We start from the raw sequence: 14,975 nt of genomic DNA on the forward strand, positions 1-14,975 counted from the left end.
CGCCGGAAGACATAATATTCGACCCCAATATATTTGCTGTAGCCACCGGTATAGAAGAGCACGACAACTACGCCGTAGAATTTATTGAAGGCACACGCCGCATTAAGCAAAACTTACCGCACTGTAAAGTGTCGGGCGGGGTGTCTAATGTCTCGTTTTCGTTTAGGGGCAATAACCCCGTACGTGAAGCCATTCACTCAGTGTTTTTATACCACGCAATAAAAGCGGGTATGGATATGGGTATTGTAAACGCAGGGCAACTTGCGGTTTACGACGACATCCCCGAGGAACTTCGCAAAGCCGTAGAAGATGTAATCCTTAACACCGACCCCGGTGCAGGTGAGCGCCTTGTAGAAATAGCCCCTAAGTTTTCAGGTATGGCACAAGCCGAACGCGTAGAAGATTTAGAATGGCGTACTTGGCCTGTTGAAAAACGCCTAGAGCACGCTCTTGTAAAAGGCATTACCACCTTTATAGATGAAGACACCGAAGAGTGCCGCGCTGCCGCCGATAAACCTATTCACGTAATTGAAGGGCCATTAATGGATGGCATGAACGTGGTAGGGGATTTATTTGGCGCAGGTAAAATGTTTTTACCGCAAGTTGTTAAATCGGCCCGCGTAATGAAACGCGCAGTGGCCTACCTAGACCCATACATAGAAGCCGAAAAAGAAGAAGGTGCCACTAACGGTAAAGTGGTTATGGCCACCGTAAAAGGCGACGTGCACGACATAGGTAAAAACATTGTAGGCGTAGTACTGCAATGTAATAACTACGAAGTAATCGACTTAGGCGTAATGGTACCTGCCGAAAAAATACTGCAAACCGCGATTGACGAAAAAGCCGACATAATCGGCCTTTCGGGTTTAATTACCCCATCGCTTGATGAAATGGTACACGTAGCCAAAGAAATGACCCGCCGAGGCTTTGAATTACCCCTTATGATTGGTGGTGCAACGACCTCTAAAGCGCATACTGCCGTTAAAATTGAGCCGCAGTACGACAAAGGCGTAGTGTATGTAAATAACGCCAGCCGTGCGGTGGGCGTGGTATCGAGCTTATTATCTAAGGAGCTAAAACCGGCCTTTTTAGAAAAAACTAAAGCCGAGTACGAAAAAGTACGCGAGCAACAAGCGCGCAAAAAGCCACGTTCAAAACCCGTTACCATACAGCGCGCCCGAGATAACGCCGCCAAGCTTGATTGGGATAACTACACGCCACCCGTGCCTAAAAAGCTGGGCGTGACCGAATTTAAAAATGTATCAATTGCGACTTTACGTAAATACATAGATTGGACCCCGTACTTTATGACGTGGTCAATCGCTGGTAAATACCCACGCATAATGGACGATGAAGTCGTTGGCGAGCAAGCACGTAGCTTGTTTAAAGACGCTAACGACATGCTCGACGACCTTGAAAAGTCAGGTGCTTTGCAACCTTTAGGTGTAATTGGTTTATTCCCTGCAAACCGCGAGGGTGATGACATAGAAATTTACACCGACGAAACCCGCAAAGAGCTGTTAACTACCTCATGCCATTTACGCCAGCAAACCGAAAAAACCGACTTTGCTAACTATTGTTTAGCCGACTACATTGCGCCAAAAGGCACACCTGATTACTTTGGCGCGTTTGCAGTAACGGGCGGCTTAGAAGAAGACGACCTAGCCGACGCGTTCGATGCCAAGCAAGATGACTACAATAAAATAATGGTAAAAGCGGTTGCCGACAGGCTTGCCGAGGCGTTTGCAGAATACTTGCACGAACAAGTGCGCAAAGAGTATTGGGGTTACGCAGCCGATGAAAACTTAAGTAACGATGAGCTAATTCGCGAAAACTACCAAGGTATTCGCCCAGCGCCTGGTTACCCAGCGTGCCCAGAGCACACCGAGAAAAAGAAAATTTGGCAGTTACTCGATACCGAAAAACGCATTGGCATGCAGCTCACCAGCTCATACGCCATGTGGCCAGGGGCTGCGGTTTCGGGTTGGTATTTCTCACATCCTGAGGCAAAATACTACGCCGTAGCCGCTGTGCAAAAGGATCAGGTAGAAGATTATGCCAAGCGAACTAGTATGACGCTCACAGAGGCAGAAAGATGGCTATCGCCTAATTTGGGGTATGAGCCAGAGTAAAAGAGCAGCGGTCAGTTTTTAGCTGTCAGCTATCAGTAAAAGATAAACGAGCCAAATTAGGCTCGTTTTTCTATTTTAGGAACTCTTTTATTTACAAATAGCCTATTTAGTGGAATTATTGAACAAAATAATAAGCTGTAAAGTGCAACACATGGAGAGTGAAATGAACGAGGTTGTATCATTTGCCGATGAAAGTGGAATTTCGAAAGGATCACCATGTTATACAATTGGAATCTTAAATGTTCCAAGTGGATATTTAGATGAATTTAATTTCAACATTGAGAAAATTTGTAAAGCGAGTGGGATCCAAGGTGAAATAAAGTGGGAAAAAGTAAGAAAAAGCTCAGGACAAATCAATTTATGCTTAAATATTTTAAAATTTGTTCTAAGCAGCCCATGTACTTTTCATGCTATTGCTGTATCAAAAGCCCCATATAAAAAGTGGCATAAAGATGAAGAAGCAGCATTTTACACAACGTATAACCAACTCCTTAATCAAAGTAGTAAAGGGTTAAACGCTAACTTTAAAGTATATATAGACCAGAAAAGTACTAAGTACTCTAAACAAGATGAAGTAATTCAAATTATTACTAATCATATGCTAGCTAAATTACCAACATCTTCAAAAATTGAGCTCGTATCAATGCAAAACTCTAAGCTTCATTGGGGGTTGCAAGCCGTAGATGTATTAACTGGGGCAGTTAATACTGGATACCTTTTATATTTCAACCCTAATTCTGATATGCAAATGGCAAAAAAGCTCGCTACTTTTCGAATGGCTTCAATTTTAGGTTGGGATCAATTAGCCTACGACACTAGGCCAAATAATATGTTCAATATCTGGCACTTTCCAATAGAAACTAGAGCTATTCCAGATACTAGGGACATAGTACCAAATTTTGCAATTCCAAATGTTGGCAGAGCAGAATATGAAGTTATAACTGGTTCTAAATAAAGGACTACAATGAAGTATCTAAATTACATATTGCTTTACCTATCCCTATTTTTCACATCGAACGCATTTGCGCTTGAGCAGAAGTATCACGAGAGTGTTTTACCTGTTATTGCTGCTTTTAAAGCGGAGGATAAAGCTGCGATTGCTGCGCATATTCGCTACCCTCTAAAAAGGCAATATCCATTGCCCGACATTAAAAATGAAGCTGAGTTTATTAACCGCTTTGATGAAGTGTTCGACGATGAACTAGTTGCCGTTATTGGCAGCTCTAATATTAATACCGATTGGAATAAAGTTGGTTGGCGCGGCATTATGCTAAATAACGGCGTGATGTGGCTAGATACCGACGGTAAAATTATCGGTATAAATAGCCACACAGCTAAAGAGCAGGCGTTTGCTAAACGCTTAATTGAACAAGACAAGCAATCACTCCATTCAAGTATTAATACGTATGAAGAGCCAGTGCTGGATTGGAAAACGGCTAGCTACCATATTCGCGTTGATGATTTAGGTGATAGAAATTACCGTTATGCAGTGTGGAGTAGTGATAAAAGGCCAAAGGATAAGCCTGATATGGTTTTATTTAACGGTGATATTACCTTTGAGGGTAGCGGCGGCAATCACCACTATACTTTTAAAAACGGACGTTATAGTTACATATTACACGTTACTATTATTGGCTGCGATACATCGCCACCTGGCTGGCTTGAAGTATATAAAAATGATGAGCAGTTATTAAATGAGTCAGTTATAAGTGCTAAGTAGAATCAGTAAACCCTTCTTATTTCTATCTAATAAAGCTGCCACTTAATAACAGCTATAAACTGGCAGTTCGCCGATAAAAATTTCAATAAACCAATCCTAAGTGGTAGGCTAAAAAAGTAGCAATTATTCAAACCGTTCTCGCGCAACAAGGCATTCCTTTAAAGCGCTTTGCCAAGGAGTTAAATATGATCACGCTTACCGTTAATGGTAATAAACATGAGTTTGCAGGCGATCCGTCAACGCCGGTGCTTTGGTATCTTCGAGATGAATTAAATTTAACCGGGCCCAAATTTGGCTGTGGTATGGCGCAATGTGGTGCGTGCACCATACATATTGATGGCGTAGCGCAGCGCTCGTGCATTTTACCGGTATCGGCTGTGGCAGGGCGTGCTATTACCTCTATTGAAGGGTTAAGCGAGCAAGGCGATCACCCAGTGCAAAAAGCCTGGGTTGAGCATAAAGTGCCGCAGTGTGGGTTTTGTCAGTGCGGGCAAATAATGCAAGCGGCAAGCTTATTAGCCGCTAACCCCAACCCCACTGATGATGAAATAGTGAGTAATATGTCGGGCAATATTTGCCGTTGTGGCACGTATCCGCGTATTCATAAAGCGATTAAGTCGGCGGCTAAAACTATTGCGGGCGTTGAATATTTTGACCCAAATGAACAAGGGGAAGAGGTATGAAAAACGACAATACATACTTTGACTTAAACCGTCGCCAATTTTTAAAAACCAGCGCAATAGGCGCATTAGTATTAGGCACTTATTTTGTAGGCAGTGCACCAAAAGCGTTTGCTGGCGTGTTAGAGCAGCCCTCTGAGCAAGCAAAACGTGCCAACTTATTTATAGCGCTGCGCCCCGATGGCATGGTTGAAATAACCTGTCACCGCTCTGAAATGGGCCAGCAAATTCGTACCGCCATTGCTCAAATTGTGGCAGACGAAATGGAAGCTGCATGGGATAAAGTAGTGGTTATTCAAGGTAAGGGCGACCCTAAATACGGGGATCAAAATACCGATGGTTCGCGCAGTATTCGCTACAACATGCAACGCCTGCGCGAAATGGGCGCAAGTGTACGCTACATGATGCAGCACGCAGCCGCTAAATATTGGAACGTTGAGCCGCAAACCTGTACAGCCAATCAGCACGTGGTAACCCACAGCTCGGGTAAAACGCTTGCCTATAAAGACTTAATTGACCTCGCGCTTGGTATTACCCCGCCAGAGCCAGACAAGTTAACACTTAAAACACGTAAAGAATGGCGCTATATAAATACCGGTATGGCGCACATAGATTTAACCGATTTAGTAACCGGTAAAGCCACTTTTGCTGCTGATGTTCGCGAACCAAAGGCGCTGGTGGCTATGNGCCCGCCGGTAGTAGGTGGTGTGGTTAAATCGTTTGATGCCAGCGCCGCTAAAGCAATTAATGGCGTAGTTGATGTTATTGAAATGCCAGTACCAAAAGGTGCGCCGCAATTTCAGCCAAAAGGCGGCATTGCTATTGTTGCTAAAAATACTTGGGCTGCATGGCAGGCGCGTAAAGCACTAAAAGTGGTGTGGGATGATGGTAAAAACGGCGGTTATAATTCAGAAAACTTTAAAAAGTCGCTATTACAAACCGTTAATGAGCCGCAAACGCATGTACGCGAAATAGGCGATACCACCAATGTACTGGCTAAATCGAGCAATAAGTTAGTAGCCGATTACTACGCGCCGCACCTAGCTCAAGCACCAATGGAACCACCTTGTGCTACGGCGATGTATCATAAAGACCGCGTTGATATTTGGGCTGCAACACAAAACCCACAAGCTGATATGAAAACCGTAGCTGCGTTACTTGGTATGCAAGAGAGCCAAATTAACGTGCATGTCACCATGTTAGGCGGCGGGTTTGGGCGTAAATCAAAACCTGACTTTTCAGCAGAAGCTGCTTACATTTCAATGAAAGTAGGACAACCTATACGCTTACAGTGGACGCGAGAGGATGATATTCAGCACAGTTTTTATCATGCGGTATCGGCTCAACATATTGAAGCTTCACTCAATGAAAAAGGTAATATTGAGGCTTACTTACACCGTACGGCGTTTTCGCCAATTATGTCGACCTTTCAAGAAGGGGCAACGTCGCCTGCAGGTTTTGAACTGCGCTTAGGCTTTACCGATAACCCTATAAACTCACCTAACTTAAAGCTAGAAAACGGCGAGGCACCCGCTAAAACAAGAGTAGGCTGGATGCGCTCGGTATCAAATATTTTCCATGCTTTTGCTATTCAGTCATTTATTGCTGAAGCAGCTCATAAAGCAGGGCGCGACCAAAAAGACTATTTACTTGAAACCATAGGCCCTGATCGCATTTTAGATGTAACCGAGCAAAATGCGTCTTACGATAACTATGGCGCCGATAAAGACGTTTACCCATTAGATATTGGTAAATTACGCCATGTTATTGAAAAAGTGGCCGATATAAGTAAATGGGGCCGAAAGCTGCCAAAAGGGCGCGGTTTAGGTATTGCAGCACACCGCAGCTTTTTAACCTATGTGGCTACTGTGGTTGAGGTAGAGGTATCGGACGCTGGTGATTTAAACGTGATAAAATCGTGGGTAGCTATTGATGCAGGTACGGTTGTAAACACCGATACCGTTAAAAACCAAACCCAAGGTGGCTCTATTTACGGTATTACAACCGCAATAAGCGATGGTATTACCTTTGATAAAGGCCGCGTGCAGCAAAGCAATTTTCATGATTATCGCGTACCGCGTATGAGCGACTCACCACTAGAGGTAGAAGTAGAAATAATACAAAGCGATGCACCACCAGCAGGTGTAGGCGAGCCCGCAACGCCGGTTTACGCCCCTGCGCTATGTAACGCTATTTTTGCCGCTTGCGGTAAGCGTATTAGGCAACTGCCTATAGGTAACCAACTAAAAGCGTAAATAAAGTACTTTTATTTAAGCCGTTAAACAAAAAACCGCCAAATGGCGGTTTTTTTAGAAGTTAGCGATTAGTGAGTTTTTTCAAACTCATCTACTTCACGCTCTGCTTCTTCTTTAGATTTACCGTACTGTTGCTGGATTTTACCCACTAGCTCTGTACGGCTACCTTCAATTTTGTCTAAATCGTCGTCAGTAAGATCGCCCCATTTTTGTTGCGCCTTACCTTTAAGTTCGTTCCAATTACCTTTCATACGATCGCTGTTCATAAGTATCTCCTTACTTAGTTTTAAATAACGTTCAGTATAAAAGGAGCAAAGCGTGTACCAACCAGTCAAATTTTTATTTTGTGTTTATAATCATTAATTTATATATTTAAGCGAGGCGTTACTTTTATTGCAGCGCGTATGTTCTTAAAAAATGTACAGAGCGGTCTGTAATTATTTCTGATTATGGATACGCGTAAACTCATCTGCTTTTGCGGCGCGTTTATTATTGGTTTTTGTTACAATGCCTACAAAGCAATTTTGGGTAAATAGCAGTGCTGCCGGTTCAAAACATATATCAACAACTTCTAACTACATTACAAAGTAACCCCATAACGTTATTACAAGCACCTCCAGGTGCAGGTAAGTCAACCTGGTTGCCGCTACAGCTTGTGCGCGACGGCCATTTTAAACGTATTGTAATGCTTGAGCCGCGCCGCTTAGCAGCACGCAATATTGCCCATTACTTAGCACAGTGCCAAAACGAAAAAGTGGGGCAGAGCGTTGGTTTGCGAGTACGTGGTGAAAGCAAAGTAAGTAGCCATACGCGCCTTGAAATAGTCACTGAGGGTATGCTTACCCGCATGCTACAAAACGACCCCGAATTAAGCGATATAGACTTACTGATATTTGATGAATTTCATGAACGCTCAATTGCGGCCGATACTTCACTGGCCTTTGCTTTAGAGACCCAAAGTGCGCTGCGCGACGATTTAACCATACTACTTATGTCGGCCACCCTTGATACCGAGCGCTATACGCAGTTTTTTGATTGCCCGGTTATACAATCAAGCGGGCGTAGTTACCCCATTAACGAAGTATACATACCAATAAAAGATGAGAGCCGCTGGTTAGATGCTATTCCCTCTTTAATAAAACAAGCACTAAACGAGCAAAGCGGTAGTGCGTTGGTGTTTTTGCCTGGGCAATTTGAAATAGTACGCGTACAGCAGGCCCTTAATGATTTACCAAGTAACTGCTTAGTTGCCACATTATTTGGCGAGCAAGATAAAGCCAATCAGCAAGCGGCGATTGCCCCTGCGCCTAAAGGTATGCGCAAAGTTGTGCTTACCACCAATGTAGCAGAAACCAGTTTAACTATTGAAGGCATTCGTATTGTTATTGATAGCGGCAAACGCCGTGCGGCGAGCTATAACTTAAAAACAGGCGTAACTGAGCTTACAACACAAAGTATATCGCGCTCCTCTGCTGTGCAGCGAGCAGGGCGTGCAGGGCGAATAGAGCCTGGGGTTGTTTACAGGCTTGGCTCAAAGCAAACCTTTGAGAGACGTAATAGCCACGATAACCCCGAAATACTCACATCAGACATAAGCCAACTTATGCTGGAGGCAAAACAGTGGGGCGCAAATATCAGCGAACTCACCTTGCTTGATACGCCAACAGCGCAGCAATGCACGCAAGCGGCAAACTTACTAACCATGCTTGAAGCCATCGACTCTAAAGGTAAGTTAACCAAATTGGGCAGTAACATGCTGGGTTTTGGGGCGGATATTCGCTTAGCACATATGCTTTTAAAAGCGCAAGCGCTTGAGGCAGAACTCCCTGGTATTTACCGTTTAGCACTTTATTTAGTGGCGCTGCTTGAGAGCCGAATAAACAGCGCCAACGAGCTAAGCTTGGCGCTACATAGCCAACAGCAAAGGCGACACCCAGTATTTAAACAGCAGTTAAAATACTGGCAAAGCCGTTTAAAAGTAACCGACAGTAACAGCGAGCTAAACACCGAGTATTTAGGTTTGCTGGTGGCATTAGCTTACCCCGATCGCATTGCAAAAAAACGCGGCAATGGCTACTTACTTGCCAATGGTGCGGGTGCTGATTTAAACACCGATTACTGGCATAACGATGACTACCTTGCTATTGCAAGCATGGGCGGCCATAAAGGCACGCGTATTTTTGCAGCCACCGCACTTAGCCCATTTGAGCTACAAGATTACTTACCGCACTTGTTTACTACGCTTACCCGCTGTGAGTTTGATGAAAAAACCGCGCGGTTTATCCATCAAGACGAAGTAAAGCTCGGCGCCATTACGCTTACAAGCCAACCAAGTAAGCAAAAGCTTGATAAAACCGAGCGCGCCAAAGCGTGGCTTAATTTATTTACCAAACATGGTTTTGCATTATTTAATGGACAACCCGATGCGCAGCAATTATTAATACGCATGAGTTTAGCCAGTCAGTTTATGCCAGATACGTTCCCGGCAATAAGCGAGCAGCAACTTATTGAAACAGCTGATGATTGGTTAGGCATATATTTACAGGATATAAAAACGCTGGAGCAGCTTAAAAAGTTTAACTACTTTGAAGCACTGCAAAATTGTTTTGACTGGACACAGCAAACAGCCCTAAAAACACTGTTACCGCTTAGGCTAACGGTACCGAGTGGCTCAAATATAAAAATTAATTACCAGCTAGATGGCCCCGCAAAACTTAGCGTGCGCATGCAAGAAGTGTATGGCTTAACAAGTACGCCAATGCTTGCAAATGGCAAGCTGCCGCTGCTTATGGAATTACTCTCGCCAGGTAAGCGTTCATTACAGCTTACACAAGATCTTGCGCACTTTTGGGCTAGTAGTTATCGCGATGTACAAAAAGAAATGAAAGGACGTTACCCCAAGCATTTTTGGCCCGACGATCCAGCCAACAGCGTGGCAACCAATAGAGTAAAAAGCAAAATGTAGGTTTATTAACTTAAAAATATTTGTTTTATTTTTGAACATGTGAATATAGTGTACCTATAAATAAATCAATACTTTTAACTACAAGGAAGAAGTGATGAAACGACTATTTACATTAGCTTTGCTATTAGTGAGTACCTTTTCGGTTAATGCTGAAAAGGCACTGGACTTAAACAAATTTGCACAGCATTACTACAACACAATGACCGCCACGCAAGCGCCTAACGCAAGTGAAAAAGAGCTTGAAGCCTACCTTAATTTATTAACAGACGATGTAGGCAGCCAGCACATACCGTATCAAGTAGATGACTCTCGCACAGCAGAGGGCAAAAAACTAATGCGTAAGGGCATGCGTTTTTATTTAGGCGCGCACACCTTATACGAAAGCGAGCTGCTAAATACTTTTATATTTAACAATAGCGGCTTTGCGATTCGTTATAAAAACCACGCTAAGGGCATTCATCCGCAAAGTAAGCAGCCAATCGAGTACACATCAGTAATGATGGAAGTAATAGAAGTTGAAAACGGTAAAGTGGCGATGATCCGTAAATATCACGAATAAAACGTAAAGTGATAAAACGCGCTAGCCATTAAAGCAAAGTTAATGGCTAATTGGGCTGTAATAGCTTTTTGTTGTTAAGTGCTTAAACTTCTTTACCACCGTGCTGCTCTGCTAAATCATCTAGCTCGGCAGAGGTGTAATCAAACCCGCTTTCATCATACTCGTAAGTGACTTTTACACTGTCGCCGCCATTAAATAGGCGAGTTTTAACTTGGTTTACGGGCCAATCTTTTAGTACATGCACAAAGCGGTTAGCAACTTGCGAGGTTTCAAAGCGGTAGCGAATTTCTGTTTTCATAAAAAGGCTCTGTTATTGTATGGCTTAGCTAAAAGTGAGTAGTAAAATTACACTATTTAATGCATTACCACCTCTCATAATCTCTTGGGTGTGTTGATTTTTGTGGTTGAATTTGCGGCCGTATGTTTGGTTTTTAGGCAAGGCAGAGCTTATGAAGCTTGGTTATTCCCCATAAATAGGCGATAACGCAGCATAAAAGCCAAACATGGGCTGCCCATTGGGTTCTTTCTAGGGTGATAAACTCTTATTTATTGGTTTTACTCATTCTTACATGGATGTAAGTCATTAAAATAACGCAGAAGCCGTTATCGAGCCTACTAAGTTACAAACCACGCGCCGCGATTTAATCGCCCCTAGATTGAACAGATTTCTATCCGCCAAGGTCAACACGCCCTAGTATACCTTTAATCAATACGCCGATATAAGCCTCTAAAACAGTAAGTGAGGCAAAAAACCACACTTAAACGCTATAAGTGATGCGTTTTTAAAATAAATAATAATTATTACAAATAGCTTTTATATCTAAAAAGTTAATGTGATTTTATTTTTACGTAATGTTCGCACTTTGCTTTAAGGCGCAGTGTTCCTTTCTAAAAATACTTATCTAGTACAAACCAAGCGTTGTTATAGGTCATTGATAGTAAATTACTTTAATAAGTAGATTAGCTTTGTACAGCGAATGCTTTGCTAAGCAATTTACGCACAGTTTAGCTATGTTAAATAGTATTTTTGCCGATCTCTCTTTGTTCTAAAAACTAAAACTATTTTAAAAATAAAACAAAAAAGCAACATTTAGGTTGATTGTTAGGTATTTGTAATTAGAATAGTCGCTATTACAAATAAGAATGATTCACATACAACATTAGGATTCAACATGAATTTGCGTAAATCTCTCCTTGCTAGTGCAGTAATTACTGCAACTATGGGTTTAACTGCATGTGGTGGCTCAAGCTCCAGCGATAGCAACGAAACACCAACCACTCCAACAGTGACTAATTCGGCACCTACCGCTATTAGCTTATCAACAGCGGCTGTAACAGAAGATGTAGTAGGCGCAGTAGTCGGTACTTTAAGTGCAACCGATGACGATGCAACAGGCATGGTATTTACACTTTCTGATGATGAACAGTATTTTGAAATTAATGACAGCAATGAGCTAACGCTTAAAAGCACGTTAGCGCTTAATGCTGAGCAAGTAGAAACAGTTGATGTAACAGTTACTGCAACCGATGCTGGCGATTTAAGTTTTACACAAACACTGAGCGTATCTGTAACTGATATTGAAGCGCAAGAAGGCGTAAACGTTTACGAATTTACCTCAACAGTTAATGCTAGTAATTCTGCGGTTAGTTATACAGGCCAAGTGGCTCGCCATGCACTTTCGGCTCAAATTAAAGCCTACATAAGCTTATTAAGTGTCGATTACATTGAAAGCGAAGGCTTAACGGGCGATGCCGTTAAAGCGCAGTTAATGGCTTATTGGAGCGATTACGAAGCGGTAAAAGATAACAGCTTTTTGTTTATTGATGGCGCAACTACGTTGCAACAGTCGTTTGCAGAAATTTCGAATTCAGGCAAAACCTTAACAGGTAAAATTGCCGGTAACGATGCGTCTAAAATGGAAGAAGACTGGCTAACAGAAGGCACATTTGAAGGCTGGAGCGACTTCGGCACTCAAGCAAAAACGCCAGAAGGGCTTATTTTTCATTACTTTGATTTACTTGCTGCTAATGTAGATGCAATTGCAAGCGGTACGCAGTCTGAGGATGTAAACGGTAATGACATTACTGCGGCATACATCACAACAAGTGGCCTTGATTTAAACCAGCTTATTCAAAAGCACACGCTAGGTGCGTTAATGTTCTCGCAAGGCACTGACGATTACCTAGACGAAGGGCTTGATGAAGATAACACCGATGCAGCAGCCGATGGTACTTACAGTACTTTAGAGCATCAATACGATGAAGGTTTTGGTTACTTTGGCGCAGCACGTCATTATTTAGAATTTAGCGACGAGGCTATTTCTGATGGTAGCGCAAGCGCTGATATTGATGGCGATGGCAAAATTGACTTAGCGAGTGAATACAACTGGGGTAACTCTACCAATGCAGCTAAACGTGATAAAGGCGCGGTAGTAGCAACTGACTTTAGCAGCGCAGCAATGACGGCGTTTATTGCGGGTCGTAAAATTATTAACGATGCTGCACCAAGTGCATTAACTGATGATCAAAAAACGCAGTTATTAGCACAACGTGATATTGCAGTAGCCAACTGGGAAAACGCAATTGCAGCCACCGTTGTACATTACATCAACGACACATTAGCCGACATTGATACAGTACAAGGTACAGAGGCAAGTGCTGACGATTTTGCTAATTTAGCTAAACACTTTAGTGAAATGAAAGGCTTTGCACTGAACTTTCAATTTAACCCATTTTCACCTTTTTACAGCGACGATAACGCAGGTAAATTTGCCGAGTTACATACATTACTCGGTGAAGCGCCACTGCTAACAGATGCATACAAAGCGCAGTTAGTAGAGGCACGTGATTTGATGCAGGAAGTTTACGGCTTCGATGCTCAAAACGTTGAAAACTGGTAATAACCACCCGTTTTAGCACCAAGGAAGGTCAGCCCACGGGCTGGCCTTTTGCCGTTTAATTTTCAAAGTTTTTAGGGTTGAAATAATGATCAATTATGCAAAAAAAGGGGTTGTGGTTGCAGCTACTGTATTAACCCTTAGTGGGTGTGGTGAAAGTAGCTCAAGTAGCACAGGTAGTGATTTTCAAAGTAGTGATAGCGGGCAAACTACGACGCCTGCGGTTACAGAGTTTGATGAAGCACAACTCGTTGCTAACTTAGTCGATAATGTAATAACACCGACGTTTGTTTTATTTAATCAACAAGCACAAACACAAACACAGGCCGTTGCAAATTACTGCCAAGCTGAAATACAAAGCGTACAAGAAAGCTCTGAAGAGGCCATTGCGCTGCGTGCTCAAGCACAACAAGCCTGGCTAGATACCATGGCGGGNAACAAGCCGAAATGATGCAAATGGGGCCGCTTCTTGATAACGCAGGGCAGTTACGTAACCAAATATATTCATGGCCTACTTTTAGCCGCTGTGGGATAGACCAAGACGTGGTGTATAACCAAGACGGTGTTATTAACCAAGATCAAAATCGCCCGTATGCCATTAGCGAAAGAACAGCAACACGCCGCGGCTTATTTGCAATTGGGCATGTGTTGTTTAACGAGCAATTAGCGCATCACTGTAGTGTGGCAAATGACGCCCTTGCAGATTGGAATAACCGTACAGATTTAGCGCGTCGTCAGGCTCGTTGTGAGTTTGCTGTGGTGGCAAGTGAAGATGTTTTAAGTTCGTCAGCGCAGTTATTACAAGCTTGGCAAGGGGATAGTGGTTTTGCTAATGAATTAAAAAATACCGGCCAAAGTGGCTCTCGCTTTAGCACAACTCACGAAGCGCTTAATCATATTAGCGATGCACTGTTTTATATCGACACAATAGTAAAAGATAAAAAATTAGCAGAGCCGATTGGTATTTTTTCAAATTCGTGTGGCGCATCGGCGTGCCCTGAAGATGTAGAAAGCCTAGATGCGAGAAGCTCTTTAGATAATATTCGTAATAACTTAGCGGCGTTTGAAGCGTTAATTATGGGTAATTTAGACGCTGAGCAAGCAGGCACAGGCTTTGATGACTTTTTAGATGCAGAGCAAGCACAGGCTACTAAAACACGTTTAGTTGAAGGAATAGCAGCCCTTAAAGCCACTTTAAATAGCATAGATAGCTCGCTGGCCGATTTGCTAATTGATAACGAGCAACAGGTGCGTGATGTACATGGGCAAGTGAAAGTGCTGACCGATGAGCTAAAAAATGACTTTATTAATGAGCTAGCACTTGAGCTACCTACCACCTCTGCAGGCGATAACGACTAAGGGCGACAATGAAATACAATAAACTTACAATTGCATTGCTTATGGCCGTAAGTTGCCAAGCAGTGGCAGAGCAAAAAAACGAATTAGAACATATTCAAATTATTAGCCATAACGATAAATTGCGCACCGAAGCAGGCTCGGCAACTTTAATTGGCGAAGCGCAACTTGAACAATTTGAGTTTGATGATATTCATCGTATTTTATCGCAGGTGCCTGGGGTAAACATACGCGAAGAAGATGGCTTTGGGCTAAGGCCTAACATTGGTTTTAGGGGCGTAACCCCTGAGCGTAGTAAAAAAATAACTATTTTAGAAGACGGTGTTTTAATTGGCCCTGCGCCGTATTCGGCACCGGCGGCTTATTATTTTCCGCTTACTACACGCATGACCGCAGTTGAAGTGTTTAAAG

At 42.9% G+C, this 14,975-nt stretch carries 12 protein-coding genes; 10 read left to right on the plus strand and 2 right to left on the minus strand.

What is annotated here, in order from left to right; translation table 11 throughout:
• The 5 genes from L650_RS0116485 to L650_RS0116505 all read left to right on the plus strand — a co-directional run.
• Positions 1 to 2,132 (plus strand): vitamin B12 dependent-methionine synthase activation domain-containing protein (locus L650_RS0116485; RefSeq protein ID WP_029773787.1); only part of this gene is annotated, 2,132 nt, incomplete at its 5' end.
• Positions 2,133 to 2,295: 163 nt separating this feature from the next.
• On the plus strand, positions 2,296 to 3,087 hold the full coding sequence (locus tag L650_RS0116490; protein ID WP_029773788.1) for a DUF3800 domain-containing protein: 792 nt from the start codon (positions 2,296 to 2,298) through the stop codon (positions 3,085 to 3,087).
• Between the two features lie 9 nt (positions 3,088 to 3,096).
• On the plus strand, positions 3,097 to 3,852 hold the full coding sequence (locus L650_RS0116495; RefSeq protein ID WP_029773789.1) for a hypothetical protein: 756 nt from the start codon (positions 3,097 to 3,099) through the stop codon (positions 3,850 to 3,852).
• Between the two features lie 185 nt (positions 3,853 to 4,037).
• Positions 4,038 to 4,535: a (2Fe-2S)-binding protein gene (locus tag L650_RS0116500; protein WP_029773790.1), complete on the plus strand. Its 498-nt coding sequence runs from the start codon at positions 4,038 to 4,040 to the stop codon at positions 4,533 to 4,535.
• On the plus strand, positions 4,532 to 6,787 hold the full coding sequence (locus L650_RS0116505; protein ID WP_029773791.1) for a xanthine dehydrogenase family protein molybdopterin-binding subunit: 2,256 nt from the start codon (positions 4,532 to 4,534) through the stop codon (positions 6,785 to 6,787). Before L650_RS0116500 ends, L650_RS0116505 begins: the two co-directional genes overlap by 4 nt.
• 68 nt (positions 6,788 to 6,855) lie before the next feature.
• On the opposite strand, the gene L650_RS0116510 is transcribed toward L650_RS0116505, so the two are convergent.
• A complete protein-coding gene (locus L650_RS0116510) occupies positions 6,856 to 7,053 on the minus strand; it encodes a CsbD family protein (protein WP_002958133.1) in 198 nt (65 codons plus the stop codon).
• 272 nt (positions 7,054 to 7,325) lie between these two features.
• On the opposite strand from L650_RS0116510, the gene hrpB reads away from it, so the two are divergent.
• Entirely contained in the window at positions 7,326 to 9,752 is a 2,427-nt protein-coding gene (hrpB, locus tag L650_RS0116515; RefSeq protein WP_029773792.1) for an ATP-dependent helicase HrpB, read from the plus strand.
• A gap of 94 nt (positions 9,753 to 9,846) precedes the next feature.
• Positions 9,847 to 10,311, plus strand: coding sequence for a nuclear transport factor 2 family protein (locus L650_RS0116520; RefSeq protein ID WP_029773793.1), 465 nt, complete (start codon positions 9,847 to 9,849; stop codon positions 10,309 to 10,311).
• 82 nt (positions 10,312 to 10,393) lie between these two features.
• On the opposite strand, the gene L650_RS0116525 is transcribed toward L650_RS0116520, so the two are convergent.
• Entirely contained in the window at positions 10,394 to 10,609 is a 216-nt protein-coding gene (locus L650_RS0116525; RefSeq protein WP_004587424.1) for a hypothetical protein, read from the minus strand.
• An 874-nt stretch (positions 10,610 to 11,483) separates the two neighbouring features.
• Here L650_RS0116525 and L650_RS0116530 point away from each other — a divergent pair.
• The 3 genes from L650_RS0116530 to L650_RS0116540 all read left to right on the plus strand — a co-directional run.
• Positions 11,484 to 13,211: a DUF4856 domain-containing protein gene (locus tag L650_RS0116530; protein ID WP_029773794.1), complete on the plus strand. Its 1,728-nt coding sequence runs from the start codon at positions 11,484 to 11,486 to the stop codon at positions 13,209 to 13,211.
• 444 nt (positions 13,212 to 13,655) lie between these two features.
• Entirely contained in the window at positions 13,656 to 14,567 is a 912-nt protein-coding gene (locus L650_RS0116535) for an imelysin family protein (protein WP_262974693.1), read from the plus strand.
• Positions 14,568 to 14,608: 41 nt separating this feature from the next.
• Positions 14,609 to 14,975 (plus strand): TonB-dependent receptor plug domain-containing protein (locus L650_RS0116540; RefSeq protein ID WP_411157027.1); only part of this gene is annotated, 367 nt, incomplete at its 3' end.

This window comes from Pseudoalteromonas sp. TB51 (genome assembly GCF_000498055.1).
In the GTDB taxonomy this organism is placed as follows: Bacteria; Pseudomonadota; Gammaproteobacteria; order Enterobacterales; family Alteromonadaceae; genus Pseudoalteromonas; species Pseudoalteromonas atlantica.

Coding starts and splice junctions, on each gene's coding strand:
- L650_RS0116510 (WP_002958133.1), bottom strand. CDS start 7,053: ATGAACAGCGATCGTATGAAAGGTAATTGGAACGAACTTAAAGGTAAG.
- L650_RS0116490 (WP_029773788.1), top strand. CDS start 2,296: ATGAACGAGGTTGTATCATTTGCCGATGAAAGTGGAATTTCGAAAGGA.
- L650_RS0116525 (WP_004587424.1), bottom strand. CDS start 10,609: ATGAAAACAGAAATTCGCTACCGCTTTGAAACCTCGCAAGTTGCTAAC.
- L650_RS0116520 (WP_029773793.1), top strand. CDS start 9,847: ATGAAACGACTATTTACATTAGCTTTGCTATTAGTGAGTACCTTTTCG.
- L650_RS0116500 (WP_029773790.1), top strand. CDS start 4,038: ATGATCACGCTTACCGTTAATGGTAATAAACATGAGTTTGCAGGCGAT.
- L650_RS0116535 (WP_262974693.1), top strand. CDS start 13,656: ATGATGCAAATGGGGCCGCTTCTTGATAACGCAGGGCAGTTACGTAAC.
- L650_RS0116530 (WP_029773794.1), top strand. CDS start 11,484: ATGAATTTGCGTAAATCTCTCCTTGCTAGTGCAGTAATTACTGCAACT.
- L650_RS0116495 (WP_029773789.1), top strand. CDS start 3,097: ATGAAGTATCTAAATTACATATTGCTTTACCTATCCCTATTTTTCACA.